12 protein-coding genes are annotated in these 12,846 nt (G+C 38.8%); 1 reads left to right on the forward strand and 11 read right to left on the reverse strand.

Annotated features, from left to right (window positions below; all coding sequences use genetic code 11):
• Positions 1 to 298: 298 nt before the first annotated feature.
• From AKG39_RS15530 to AKG39_RS15545, 4 genes are all read right to left on the reverse strand, one after another.
• The gene (locus AKG39_RS15530) at positions 299 to 1,597 is read right to left on the reverse strand and encodes a DEAD/DEAH box helicase (RefSeq protein ID WP_050741326.1); all 1,299 of its coding nucleotides are present in this window, start codon (positions 1,595 to 1,597) and stop codon (positions 299 to 301) included.
• Between the two features lie 98 nt (positions 1,598 to 1,695).
• Positions 1,696 to 1,830, reverse strand: coding sequence for a hypothetical protein (locus AKG39_RS20745; protein ID WP_278277950.1), 135 nt, complete (start codon positions 1,828 to 1,830; stop codon positions 1,696 to 1,698).
• A gap of 375 nt (positions 1,831 to 2,205) precedes the next feature.
• Positions 2,206 to 3,738: an ABC-F family ATP-binding cassette domain-containing protein gene (locus tag AKG39_RS15535; protein ID WP_050741327.1), complete on the reverse strand. Its 1,533-nt coding sequence runs from the start codon at positions 3,736 to 3,738 to the stop codon at positions 2,206 to 2,208.
• 1,198 nt (positions 3,739 to 4,936) lie between these two features.
• Positions 4,937 to 6,592, reverse strand: coding sequence for an MBL fold metallo-hydrolase RNA specificity domain-containing protein (locus AKG39_RS15545; protein ID WP_050741329.1), 1,656 nt, complete (start codon positions 6,590 to 6,592; stop codon positions 4,937 to 4,939).
• A 306-nt stretch (positions 6,593 to 6,898) separates the two neighbouring features.
• Here AKG39_RS15545 and AKG39_RS15550 point away from each other — a divergent pair, with 306 nt between their 5' ends.
• The gene (locus tag AKG39_RS15550) at positions 6,899 to 7,759 is read left to right on the forward strand and encodes an SDR family NAD(P)-dependent oxidoreductase (protein ID WP_050741330.1); all 861 of its coding nucleotides are present in this window, start codon (positions 6,899 to 6,901) and stop codon (positions 7,757 to 7,759) included.
• A gap of 137 nt (positions 7,760 to 7,896) precedes the next feature.
• Here the strand turns inward: AKG39_RS15550 and AKG39_RS15555 are convergent, their stop codons facing one another.
• The 7 genes from AKG39_RS15555 to AKG39_RS15580 form a co-directional block, all read right to left on the reverse strand.
• Positions 7,897 to 8,415: a nitroreductase family protein gene (locus AKG39_RS15555; protein WP_050741331.1), complete on the reverse strand. Its 519-nt coding sequence runs from the start codon at positions 8,413 to 8,415 to the stop codon at positions 7,897 to 7,899.
• A 108-nt stretch (positions 8,416 to 8,523) separates the two neighbouring features.
• Positions 8,524 to 9,570 carry a DMT family transporter gene (locus tag AKG39_RS15560; protein ID WP_050741332.1) on the reverse strand — a complete coding sequence of 349 codons (1,047 nt, stop codon included), beginning with the start codon at positions 9,568 to 9,570 and terminating at the stop codon, positions 8,524 to 8,526.
• A gap of 477 nt (positions 9,571 to 10,047) precedes the next feature.
• On the reverse strand, positions 10,048 to 10,359 hold the full coding sequence (gene trxA, locus AKG39_RS15565) for a thioredoxin (protein WP_050741333.1): 312 nt from the start codon (positions 10,357 to 10,359) through the stop codon (positions 10,048 to 10,050).
• A gap of 199 nt (positions 10,360 to 10,558) precedes the next feature.
• Positions 10,559 to 10,684: a DUF2992 family protein gene (locus tag AKG39_RS21005; protein WP_160316205.1), complete on the reverse strand. Its 126-nt coding sequence runs from the start codon at positions 10,682 to 10,684 to the stop codon at positions 10,559 to 10,561.
• Complete coding sequence (locus AKG39_RS21010; RefSeq protein ID WP_115028338.1) at positions 10,656 to 10,874, reverse strand: YjdF family protein; 219 nt, start codon at positions 10,872 to 10,874, stop codon at positions 10,656 to 10,658. The genes AKG39_RS21005 and AKG39_RS21010 overlap by 29 nt, the downstream gene beginning before the upstream one ends.
• A 158-nt stretch (positions 10,875 to 11,032) precedes the next feature.
• On the reverse strand, positions 11,033 to 11,806 hold the full coding sequence (locus AKG39_RS15575) for an ABC transporter ATP-binding protein (protein WP_050741334.1): 774 nt from the start codon (positions 11,804 to 11,806) through the stop codon (positions 11,033 to 11,035).
• A complete protein-coding gene (locus AKG39_RS15580; protein ID WP_050741335.1) occupies positions 11,803 to 12,840 on the reverse strand; it encodes a FecCD family ABC transporter permease in 1,038 nt (345 codons plus the stop codon). Before AKG39_RS15580 ends, AKG39_RS15575 begins: the two co-directional genes overlap by 4 nt.
• Positions 12,841 to 12,846: the final 6 nt, after the last annotated feature.

Genomic DNA, 12,846 nt, shown 5'->3' on the forward strand with positions numbered 1-12,846 from the left:
AATATTAAAAATAAGTTAGCCCAGAATTTTTTATAATACGGATGTATTTATTTATGACTTTCCCCCACTGAATCAATTGAAAATTAAAAAAAGATCACAGGATTCTATGCGAATTCCTGTGATCTTTTTAATTGATGCAACTTTATTATTTTTGTTTATCTTCTGGTGCTACTGATGATTGTATTTGAACCGTTGTTTTTTTAACTGCTTTTTTCTTCTTGATCTCTTTTTTCTTTGGACTTTTATCTCCCATGGGAATACCTCCAATCATTTATGTTTTTAAATCTTTTAATATTTCTTAGTTTTCTTTTCGCTTGCTTTTAGCATAGTAACGTTCTTTATCTTTTTTTGCGCCATTGTTTTTTGCCGTACTTGCTCCCCGACCTCGTCTATTATTAGATGCGCCCATTTTTGGAGCGGAAGTCTTTCGTGAGGGTACGATTAATTCCAGTGGTACTTCTACCAAGGGGAATGGATGACCGGTAACCACTGGTACCGATTTTGAAATCAGTTTTTGAATTTCTCGCAATAATGGCTTTTCTTCCTGGTCGCAAAAGGAAATCGCAGTTCCGCCATGACCAGCTCGTCCGGTCCGACCGATTCGATGCACATAGGTCTCTGGCACTTCTGGTAAGTTGAAATTAATTACATGGGATAACTCGTCGATATCAATGCCCCGTGCCGCAATATCTGTTGCAACCAATATCCTGGTTTTTTTCTCTTTAAAATTGTTTAAAGCCAACTGTCTTGCTTTCTGGGATTTGTTTCCATGGATAGCCTGAGCCTGAAGTCCGGCTTTTTCCAAAGCTTTAACTATTTTATCAGCACCATGCTTGGTTCTTGAAAACACCAAAGCCGAAACAATAGATTTGTTTTTAAGTAAATGAATCAGCAAGTTTATCTTATTGCTCTTATTTACATGATAAATGGTTTGTTCGATGATCTCAACCGCAGATGAAACCGGAGTTATTTCTACTTTTACCGGATTTTTCAATATGGAGTTTGAAAGTTTTGCTATTTCAGCAGGCATCGTCGCAGAGAAAAACATGGTTTGTCTCACAGTTGGAACATGTTTCAGGATTCTTTTGACATCCTGAAGCATACCCATATCAAGCATAAGATCCGCTTCATCCAGAACAAAATATTTCACTTTATCCAGATGAATATATTTTTGATTAATCAAGTCAAGCAATCTGCCTGGAGTTGCCACCAGAATATCAATTCCTCGGGACAATGAATTTGTCTGAGGATGTTGGGATACCCCGCCAAAGATCACCAAAGTTCTAAGGCCTAAATGCTTGCCGTAGCATTTAAAACTTTCTCCGATTTGAATGGCAAGCTCTCTGGTTGGCGCAACTATTAAAGCTTTGATTTCTCGGTTGCCTTTCATGTTTTTCGGTTCAGAATTAAGACGCTGTAAAATGGGTATGGCAAAAGCTGCTGTTTTCCCAGTACCTGTTTGGGCACATCCTAATAAATCCATTCCTTCAAGCAACTTTGGAATGGCCTGTGTCTGGATTGGTGTCGCTTTTGTATATCCTTCTGCCGTTAATGCCCGTTGAATGGGCTCAATTATTTTTAAATTATCAAATAACAAATATAATCTCCTTTAAATTTTTATAGTAATCAATTTTTTTAATTGGTGAAAAATCCAATGAATGCACGCTGCATTCTTTAACTATGATTGTGTTTATTTTATTTATCGAAAAATCCGCCCCGTTTTGTGGTTTTAAAAGCTTTCCGCAGGTTTACTTTTTTTTGATTGGGTTTTTCAGCATTGGCACCTTGTTGTGCGCTTAGCTTTTTTTTCTCTTCAATTATTTTTTTCATTCCATCAATATTGTTCGTTGCCATAAATTTTCCTTCCCTGTATTCCCTTAGTGACCGATTCAGGATGATTACTTGTGCTACAAAACATTAAAAAACGCCTATACTTATAGCATGTAGGCGTTTTTGATTGGTTACTATGTTTTACAACAATAACCATTTAATTCATTTTTTATCTAATGACGCTAATTTAATACACATGAGCGATTGTGATATTTCTGCTAAAATGTATCTTTTCGCTAAATATAGTAGAGATAAGTATTTTCATCTTAAAAATGATCCGCTTTTTACAGTAGTTATTATATCACAGAAATGCAAAATTTTCTACAATAGAACAAAAAAACGTAATAATTGTTGTATTATCTCAATTATTTGGTGTTAACCTTCAATATTGATAATATCATCAGCCCAGTCTTCATAAAACAGGGCTTCATGGGAAACCATAATCAGCCCCCCCTGCCAGTTGATGAGTTCACTTTTTAAAACATCTTTTGCATCTGCATCGAGGTGATTGGTAGGCTCATCGAGAAATATAAAGTTACATTGGGTCAACATCAAAATACAGATTTTAACCTTGGCCTGTTCACCACCGCTCAGTGTGGATACCGACTGGATCATACTTTTCGCCTTTAATCCGCATTGGGCCAAATTTCTTCTGATCTGGCTTTGAGACAGCTTGTGAAAGACTTCAGATACGATTTGGATGGGTGTCTGAAGGGGGTATTCCCAATTTAAATCCTGTTCAAAATAACCGATTTTCAGATTATCCGCAAATTTGAATTTTCCGGAGATTGCCGGAATCTGCCGTATTAATGTTTTAAGCAAGGTTGATTTTCCGATACCATTAAATCCTGTAATCACAATTTTCTGGCCCGATTCGATTTTAAAATTAAGTTTAGACAAGAGCGCATAATCATAGCCAACTTCCAGATCTTTTACGGCTAACGACCGCTGGGCTGAAGTCGGTGCCGAAACAAGTCGAAAATTTGGCTTGGGAGCGGATTCCGGTGGGGCAATCCGATCAATTTTATCCAACTGTTTTTGCCGGCTTTTCGCCATACTGGCAGTGGATGCCCGGGCTTTATTTTTCGAAATATAGTCTTCAAATTTTTTGATTTCTTTTTTCTGTGACTCGAATTCCCGGATATAGCTTTCTCTTCTAAGACCTTTGAGTTCAATGAACTTGGTAATATTTCCGGTATACTTTTTGATAGTACAAAACTCGATGTCACAAACACAGGTGGTAATCTTATCCAGAAAATCAAAGTCATGGGAAATCACAAGAAAGGTTCCCTCATAGGCTTTCAGATAATCGGTGAGCCATTCCACATGTTCTTTATCCAGAAAGTTTGTCGGTTCATCCAGCAATAAAACATTGGGTTCTTCCAGCAGCAGCTTGGCCAGAATAACCTTTGCCCGCTGACCGCCACTTAGCTTCTCAAGGATACTGTCCATCCCCAAGGCTGTGATACCCAGGCCATCGGCAACTTTTAAAATAGTGCTTTCCACTTCATAAAACCCAGAATTTTCCAAAAGGCTTTGATAGTCAGCAGCCTTATTTAAGGTTTTTTCGCTGGTATCATTGGCCATGTTTTCATAAAGTTTATTTAGTTCAGCTTCGGTTTCATAAAGCTCGAAAAAGGCGGTTTTCAGATAATCAAAGACTGAAATTTCTTTGTCAATTTTAGCATGTTGATCCAGGTATCCGACCTTAATGCCCTTTTGCCAGCGAATTTCACCCTGATCGGGGATGATATCTCCGATCAGGGTATTCAGTAGTGTAGTCTTCCCTGTGCCGTTTCGTCCAACAATTCCCATATGTTCACCCTTGTAAAGCTCAAAGGAAGCATCCTCATATAATGCTTTATCGCCAAAAGAGTGTGATACATTTATTACGTCCAATAATCCCATTAAAATTTCTCCTAAATTTAATACAACCTAAGAAACACGCGTTATACGTTTCTTTAAGTAACGGTCAGTTGCCAAGTGCATACAAACACTTAGCAACTGCATCCGCGCAAAACAAAAACAGAGAGTCAAGTTTTTAATTGACCCCCTGTCGTTACAAAAGACCATGACGAAGATTGCGTCATGGCCTTAAAAACTTTTTTTACCTAATAAATCGGTTGAAAAGTACGAAAAACGCTTAGCAAAAACATACACGAAAAACTCCATAGTCAGATGGAGTTATGATATTTATAACAATCAGAAGATTATTTCTTATTTATACAAACAGTTTTAGCCCATACTCTTGGACAATTTCAACTATTCTATACTTAGATTACCACACCTTCACACTTTTGTCTAATTTATTATATCAACTCTTCTACAACCTTTAAGTCAACGCAAACAGAAAAAGAAAAATTTCGGTTTTAAATTTGTATATACTCTTTTTTCCTTGCTTTTTTAAGGACAGTTTTCACACCTTGATAATTTCACTCAAAAAAAAGCTATAACCGATTCTACAAATTTTCCTGCAGAACCGGCTTAGCTCAAAATCTCTGTTGTCATCCGTTTGGACTCCTTCTTTTGATTTTACCAAAAACCTTCTTCTTCACTTTCAATGCAAACTTAACATCACTTCAGGAGCATCTTACTTTTAAATTACAGATTCTTTTACTCATTTGAAAACTATCGTTAGATTATTAACTATCATCCTTAACCCAAGACTATTTCTCGATTCCGATTTTTCAATCATATATGGTTTTTATAAACCGTGAGAGATTTTCATTGATTAATAGATGCTCTTAAATATCCGCCATTTAATTTTCTTATGAGGTTTCCTCCATCCCTAATTTCAGAGCAATCTGTTTTTTCATTCAGATCTTTTCCATCACCTTTGAAATTTAATATTTTACCGTTAGTTAAATCTTCACTTCTAACCTTGGTAATTTCTCTAATTTTATTGGTGAGTTACGAATTGTTTGCTTTTCAATGATCGAAACCATCGAATTCAGAAAGAATTGAGTTGATCTTTGATTTAACTTAATTATAGCACCTTTCTTTAGAAAGTAAATAGATAAAATGTAAACGTTTGTATAATATTTGTATATCATGATAACAATTTTGTAAAAGGACACCATTATTTTTTTAGTAGCCAAGAAAACCGTTACTGTTCCACCTCTTCCCCGGTTATTACAGACCGTAGTTTTGTACAATTCTTCTCAAGCTCAGAAGTCAGTTTTGAAAGATCCTCGACTTTCTCTGCTGGAAAGGTTTCCTTCATATTAAGCTTCGTGTCAACTAAGAGAGCGTCCAACTCGTCATGCATATTTTCAAGATTGTCCTTAATTTTGATTAACTGCTCTTTGGTTCCAATACGGCTTCTGACGTCATCAATACTGACTATTTTTTCATAATCCAGACTATATTCCGAAACATCTTCCACAACCTGGCAGTCGTAACCCAGTATCTTTTCCACCGTGTCCGCAAAGGTTTTCTTTGCAGCTTCTTCCCCATGAACAAGGAATATTTTTTTCGGCGGCTCTTTGAATCCGGAAAGCCATTTCAAAAGATAATTCTTATCCGCATGTGCCGAGAAACCCTCCAAGAAATAAATCTCCGCATTAACACATACCCGCTCCCGCAGGATTCTCACGAATTTATCACCGCTGATAATTGATCTCCCCAGGGTTCCATCTGCCTGGTATCCAACAAAAATGATGCTCGATTTTGATTTCCAGAGGTTGTGTTTCAAATGATGCTGGACTCTCCCGGCATCGGCCATTCCACTTGATGCAATAATGACTTTTGGGGACGCATTATAATTTAACGCCTTGGATTGATCGATGCTTTTCGTGAATTTTAAATTTTTAAAACTCAGCAGTTGATTTCCGTTTAAGATACGCGCCTGGGTTTCTTTATTAAAATAATGTGTATTTCTCCTGAAAATCTCCGTTGCATCGGTGGCAAGAGGACTATCGATATATACCATGATCTTATCCAGATCATTCTGATATCTCCCATGATTTTCATAAAATAATTCCAGCTCATGGATCAGATCCTGGGTTCGTCCCAGGGCAAAGGAAGGAACCACAACCGTCCCTCCCCGACTGGCTGTTTTTAAAATAATATCCATAAAACGTTTTGAGCTTTCCGCATGTGTTTCATGGGTACGATCCCCATAGGTCGTCTCCATTATGAGATAGTCCGTCTTCTCAATCAAGGTTGGTTCATTCAGCATCCGTTGGTTTTCGACGCCTATGTCTCCTGAATAAACAAGTTTCATCACCTCTTGGCCCTCATTGACCCAGAGTTCTGTTATGGCGGCACCTAAGATATGACCGGCATCATTAAATTTTATGGTAATATCGGGATTTACCTCAAATGACCGCCCATAGCTGACAGGATAAAAATAACGTGCACAGGCGGCCGCATCAGCCTGGGTGTATAGCGGGTGCACCTGGGGCTGACCCGATCGTTTAGTCCGTTTGTTTTTCCAAACCGCATCCATTTCATGAATATTGCCACTATCCTGGAGCATAATATCTGAAATGGATGCTGTTGCGCCAGTGCAATAGATTTTGCCTTTAAACCCCTGTTTCACAAGCAGCGGTATTCGCCCACAATGATCAACATGTGCATGGCTTAGAATCATGAAGTCAATGTCAGCGGGTTTGAAGTCAAAGCTCTGATAGTTCAATTCCTCCAAAGCCTCACTCCCCTGAAAAAGACCGCAATCCAATAGAAATTTATATTTATCTGTGGTGATCAGATGGCAGGATCCTGTGACGGACATGGCTGCTCCTAAAAATTTAACTTTCAACTCTTATTCACCTCTTTCTGGAATAGTCTGGCAAATTCCCCAACAACCTAATTCGTTTAACCTTCTTAAAGCAAACTGCAGCTTATTAATTCCTGGTATTCGAACGCAAATTTTCTTATTGGTTTATTTTATGATATACCCTCTTTGCTTTTCAATACACCCACACCCTCATTTATTAAAAAAACAGAAATTTAAAGACTTCTCTGATTGTTACTGCTTAATTGAGGGTACTAGAATCAATAGTATTCACAATAAAATAAAAGAAAGATGTACTCTGAAAAAATCAATACATTCAGGTGAAATTTTATGAAGAAAATTGAAGTAACTCTGGATAGAAAATCCAGAGGACTGATTGTTATTACAGGCTGTGATTCCGGCGTGGGCAAAAGCCTTGTTTTTGTTCTGCTTCAAATGGGGTATACAGTTATAGCATCCTATCTGGATCAAAACCCCTTTGATAATGAGTCCAATGTCTACTCCCGGAAAATGGATCTGCGAAAACCCGAAGAAGTGAGAAGCTTCTGTGACTATGCAAAAGAGATCTGCAATCGCGGTGAAAAATTAGAGGCAGTTTTTGCAAATGCAGGGGTTGCCCTGGGTGGTTCCATTGAAAATCTTCCCATGGATATTTTTAGAGAGTGTTTTGAAATTAATTTTTTTGGGGTGGTTGAGACCATCCAGGCTCTGATTCCCGAACTCATACGAGATCAGGGGAAAATCATTGTGCACGGTTCAATGGCCGGCAGAATTGCGCTGCCGTTTTTGTCCCCTTACGCCTCCACAAAATATGCCCTTGAAGGGTTTTGCGACTCCCTTCGTCGGGAGCTGAATCCCTTCGGGGTTAAAACCATTCTTTTGGAGTCCGCTGCCATTGCAACACCAATCTGGAATAAGGCCAAAGTTCAGGACATTTCATTTGTTCATAAAAAATATTTAAAAAGCCTTCACCGTTTTCGGGATACATTCATCGAAGGGGGAAACGCCGGAATGGATATGGAGCATGCGGCATTGATGATTGCAGACCTATTGAATATAAAAAATCCAAAGTCCAGGTATATCATTGCCAAAAATAGAATAGGTTCCAAGCTTCTGATTTTGATTCCGTCTTTTATTCTGGATAAGGCAGTTGTTAAAATGTATGCTATGGATTATGGTGACAATGTTTGATTCAAATTCGATTTCAAAAATATGAGAATTGATATAAATATTTATGATCTGATCCTACAATAAATAAACCCATACCTGGTGGAAGCATGGGTTTATAAAATTCTTTTTCCTAAAGCAAAACAGGTTTTTAATCACAATTACATTTTCTCATAAACAACCAATTCCCCAATAGGCTTACGCGCCTTGGCATGACGATCGGTTTTTGAAGGTATATCATCACTGTATCCCAATGCCAAAATATTTATGGCTTCCAGATTTTCCGGTAATTTAAACTCCGTTTTTATCACTGCTGGATCAAACCAGCCGATCCAAACGCTTTTGATTCCTAATTCTGTTGCCTGTAAAATCATATGGTCCGTGGCAATGACGGCATCGTGTGATACCAATTGTCGATTATTAAAGGGATTGGTCCATGCTGATTCCTTGTCTTCGCAGACGATAATGGCCAGAGACGCCCCATAAATATTTCCTGCTTTTGATATTTTCTTCAGTCCTTCCGGTGTCTGAACGACAATTAGTTTAAAAGCCTGATTATTGTGAGCCGATGGAGCTACCCGAGCAGCCTCTAAAATCAGTTCCAGTTTTTCTTTCTCAACTATTTTAGCCGAGTATTTTCGGCTCGAATATCTCTTTTTTGCCAATTCTAAAAATTCCATCGTATCTCCCTTTCTTTTTCTTATTAATTTATCATGTTAATATATGAATTTTCTTAAACTACAATAAATAATATTTACGACGAAAGCGTATGTTTTTGATAGTAAAGCTTAGTGTGTATGACGATGGTGGACATCTGGAAGATGTCCATGTTCGTGCTTGGTGGCATGATGTGTATGCTCATGACAATGTTCACCACTCACTGGAGGATGATCATCATGGAGATGGTGTTTATCAATGTGGTTATGGCTATGATCATGGGTTTCTTCAAGATGTGTATGAACATGTTCATGATTTTCGGACAGGGCTAGCCAGGTTCCCAGAATCATAATTCCCAGAGCGACAAGAAAGGAAAGCGTGATGGATTCTCTTAACACCAACCAGGATATGAGTACCCCCATAAAGGGTGCCGCGGCATAATAAGCGCTGGTTCGTGCTGCTCCTAAACCCCGCTGAGCCTTGACATAGAAAAATATACTCAAACCATAAGCTACAAAGCCTAGCGACATAGCTAACATAATATAAAGCATAGAGCCGGATATTTCGCCCCAGGCAAAGGCAATAATCAATGCCCCCAGCCCCGAACCAAAGCCCTTTAGAATAACAATCTGCACCGGATCTTTAATAGACAAATTACGGGTACAGTTGTTCTCAAAGCCCCAGCAGACACAGGAGAGAATGACAAAAATTGCCCCGATAGAGAGACTGATGGCGGACGCCGAGGTCATAGTAAGCAGAATACTGGCAAGGGATATAAAGCCAATGGCAATCCATAAACGTCTGCCGATAGCTTCTTTAAAAAAGATCATGGCAATGATCGAGGTCGCTGCAATTTCAAAGGTACCTAAGAGAGCAGCCGTACTGGAATTTGTCATGCTGATCCCCACCAATAGAAAAATCGGCGCCGCGATATCCAGAAGAATCATCAAAATCACATAGGGTAATTCATTCTTTGTGAGTTTGGCTTCCCGGGATTCAGATCGCCGTTTCTTATTTAAAATTGTGAGCGCAGTCATGCCTATTCCAGCTCCCAGATATAAAAGGGCTGCCAGAAAAAGAGGGTGTATCTCATTAAGCAAAAGCTTTGAGAAGGGCGCATTAATCCCAAAAATCAGTGCCGCCAATATCGCGTAGAGCACCGAATAGTTGTTTTTCATTATTATTTAATCTCCCTCATTCTTTTAAGTATTTATAGATAATTGTAAAATAAAACCATATCGTAAGTTGTTTTTATATAGACTGACAACAAAATTCAGGGTAGTTTCGTGATTACCTATCCGGTTTTTATCGTTCCTATTTTATCATAAGATTTTAGGACAATCCTATTTATTTTAAAGCTTTTTTCTCACTTAGCTTAATTTAACTTAAACTTTACCTAATTCAAAGTTTACCTAAAGGTTCACAGGCTAATATAACATCAAGAGATGAACATCTCCTCTTTTTCTTTTCATTCCTAATATAAAAAAAACAGCACGGTCATCCGGACCTGCTGTTTTTTTTATCTTTTTTAGTTTCCTTTATGATGCTCTTATAACCCCGATTAAGCTTTTTGAATTATTTCAATTAAACCGATCCAAGAAAATTAATCGTACCGAAAAAAATGAGCAACGGATTTCTCCGTTGCTCATTTTTTTCTATTCTGCCAGCATATCCAATATACCAGCTTTGGATTTTGCTCCCACTGATTTTTTCACGACTACCCCGCCTTTCATCACTGCAAGGGTTGGTATGGTCATTACCTTAAATTCGGCTGCCAATTCCGGTTGTTCATCCACGTTAATCTTTCCGACTTTTAAAATGAAAACCTCATCCGCTATTTCATCTATGATGGGAGAGACCGTTTTACAAGGACCGCACCAGGGTGCCCAAAAATCCAATAATACCGGTTTATCGGAATGTATGACTTCCAAATAAAAATTATCTTTGGTGATTGTTAATGTACTCATTCTAGATCTCCTTTATGACTAAAATTTATTTTATATCATCATTATAGCCATTTAGGCTTAATAAACCGTAACTTAATCACATAACAACTCTCTGGCTAGTGCCCCTGTTGTTGTTTTTTTTCTTTTCCTGCCGCAGATCAAATTGCCGCTGTTTTTCTTCTTCCGTTTTCTGCCGATTAAAAGCTTTCCGGGTGATCTTTTAATTTTCCTGCTCTTCCTTCAATGCCTGCTGTGCTTTGGTTCCAATGTTTTTCTCTGCCAATTGCCGATGAATATCCCGTTGCATCCGTTTGGGATTAATTCGTTTTTTCGGTTTTTTTTCCATCTGCAATGGGCTGGCTGAATTGGAGCCGATTATAACTTTTAAGCAGAAAATCATAGATTTCCCCATCCTTGAGTTCCGAACCAAAGGTTACCTTTGCAACTTTCAGCGTTTTGCCGTCTGTGCTTTCAAAAACGCCAACCCAAAAAGGGTCATCAAAAAATACCGTCAATTTACCTGTTACTTTGTCCATATTCAATTCTTCCTAGAAAAATACTGACAAAGAATGGACAACCTTAGGAGGCAGGTTACTGACAGTACAAAACTGCGTCTGGACTACCGACCAGAACTGTGTTTTTATCTTTAATATTATTATAGCACGTTAATTCGACCTTTCAACATTATTTTTGTTCAACATCCTGATGTACAAACATTTCGTTTTAATGCATGAGAATAGAATATATGTACCGGTTCACTATAAATGTAACCTAATCGATCTTCTGATAAATATTCATTCGCTTCGCCCATTTCAAATTGACCTTTTTTATTTAATATTCCAACTCTTCCACCAACAAAAAACACCTGATCCGGGTTATGAGTCGTCATAATAATGCCATAACCTTTCTCTGCCAAATTTTTAATGAGCTTCATCGTTTTGATTTGATTCCCAAAATCAAGATGAGCTGTCGGTTCGTCCAGAAGAATAAAGTCAGGTTCCTGAGCAATGGCTCTTGCAATGGTCACAAGTTGCCGTTCTCCACCACTGATTTGAGTATATGGTTTTTTTCTAAGATGTGTTATCCTCACCTGATCCATCGCCTGGCCAATGATATAATCATCCGTATTATTCAGTTTTCTAAATGTCCTCATATAAGGGGTTCTTCCCATAGCCACAAACTCCTCCACAGTAAATGCATAGGTCGGCTTGTGAATTTGAGGTACATAACTAATTTTCTGAGCAAAAATTTTGAGTGAAAGTTCCTGAATCTTTTCGTTATCTAAAAATATTGCACCCTGAGTCGGTTCATTTAAATTACTAATGCAATTAAGCAGCGTAGATTTTCCTGCCCCATTTGGACCCAGAATCGAGAACACATCTCCCTTCTCCACATCAAAACTGACGTTTCCAAATATCTGTTTCCCATTGGGATAAGAGAATCCCAATTCCGTGATTTCCAGCTTCATGATAAATTCATCCTCTCTTTTTTTAACAGATAAAAATAGAACGGTGCGCCTATCAAACCAGTTAAGATACTCAGCGGTAATTCTGCGCTGGTGATAGTTCTGGCAATGGTGTCAATAATCAGCAAAAATATTCCTCCCAAAACGAAAGAAACCGGCAATAATTTCATATTATTGGGGCCGACCATCAATCGCCCCAGATGTGGCACCACCAGACCAACCCAGCCGATTGTTCCGCTGATACAAACTGAACTGGCCGTTAACAAGGTGGCACAGATAATGACAATGCGACGGGTGGTTTTCACATTGATTCCCAGACTTCGGGCTTCCGTCTCACCTAATGACAACACATTGATTTTCCAACGCAGTACCATGATAATAACGATTGCAACAATCATTGCCGGTGCCACCATGAGGATACTCTTAGGCAACACCTTGGCGATACTGCCCATCTGCCAGTAGGTTATTTCAGCCAATTCCGTTTCCGGATCGGCAATATATTTAATGATCCCCATAATTGAACTCATCAGTCCGCCGACAATAATCCCCGACATAACCAGCATCATATTGGAGCTGTTTTTAATCAGCTTCGGAGCCGTTGTTGTCAACGCCACCGCCAGAATACCACCGGCAAAGGCACCAATCTGAATACCGAAGGTTCCGATCCCGATTAAAATTGCAATGGCGGCTCCGACACAGGCTCCGGAAGATACCCCCAGTAGATCCGGTGATACCAGAGGGTTTTGAAAAACCCCCTGATACACCGCCCCCGACAAAGCCAATGAACCACCCACCAGAATCGCTGCCACCACCCGGGGAAAACGCAGCGTCAAAACGACGCTTTCCACATTCGCATCCCCAACTTGTGGCAGCGGAAAAATGCTGGCCGCCAGCACTTGAATTACTTCTGGTATTGAAATAGGAAAACGTCCCATGCATAATGAAACAATCACCAGGGCTCCCAAAATGACGACTAACAGCACCAGCAAAGCTGAAAAATTCAAGCGCTTTTCTTTAAGACTTATATTTTTTAACATTTACTA

The sequence above is a fragment of the Acetobacterium bakii genome (assembly GCF_001263355.1).
GTDB classification, from domain to species: domain Bacteria; phylum Bacillota; class Clostridia; order Eubacteriales; family Eubacteriaceae; genus Acetobacterium; species Acetobacterium bakii.

What these genes read in the sequence shown, in the direction of transcription:
- trxA (WP_050741333.1), bottom strand. Translation starts at nt 10,359, where the DNA reads ATGAGTACATTAACAATCACCAAAGATAATTTTTATTTGGAAGTCATA.
- AKG39_RS20745 (WP_278277950.1), bottom strand. Translation starts at nt 1,830, where the DNA reads ATGAAAAAAATAATTGAAGAGAAAAAAAAGCTAAGCGCACAACAAGGT.
- AKG39_RS21005 (WP_160316205.1), bottom strand. Translation starts at nt 10,684, where the DNA reads ATGGAAAAAAAACCGAAAAAACGAATTAATCCCAAACGGATGCAACGG.
- AKG39_RS15550 (WP_050741330.1), top strand. Translation starts at nt 6,899, where the DNA reads ATGAAGAAAATTGAAGTAACTCTGGATAGAAAATCCAGAGGACTGATT.
- AKG39_RS15580 (WP_050741335.1), bottom strand. Translation starts at nt 12,840, where the DNA reads ATGTTAAAAAATATAAGTCTTAAAGAAAAGCGCTTGAATTTTTCAGCT.
- AKG39_RS21010 (WP_115028338.1), bottom strand. Translation starts at nt 10,874, where the DNA reads ATGGACAAAGTAACAGGTAAATTGACGGTATTTTTTGATGACCCTTTT.
- AKG39_RS15575 (WP_050741334.1), bottom strand. Translation starts at nt 11,806, where the DNA reads ATGAAGCTGGAAATCACGGAATTGGGATTCTCTTATCCCAATGGGAAA.
- AKG39_RS15555 (WP_050741331.1), bottom strand. Translation starts at nt 8,415, where the DNA reads ATGGAATTTTTAGAATTGGCAAAAAAGAGATATTCGAGCCGAAAATAC.
- AKG39_RS15535 (WP_050741327.1), bottom strand. Translation starts at nt 3,738, where the DNA reads ATGGGATTATTGGACGTAATAAATGTATCACACTCTTTTGGCGATAAA.
- AKG39_RS15560 (WP_050741332.1), bottom strand. Translation starts at nt 9,570, where the DNA reads ATGAAAAACAACTATTCGGTGCTCTACGCGATATTGGCGGCACTGATT.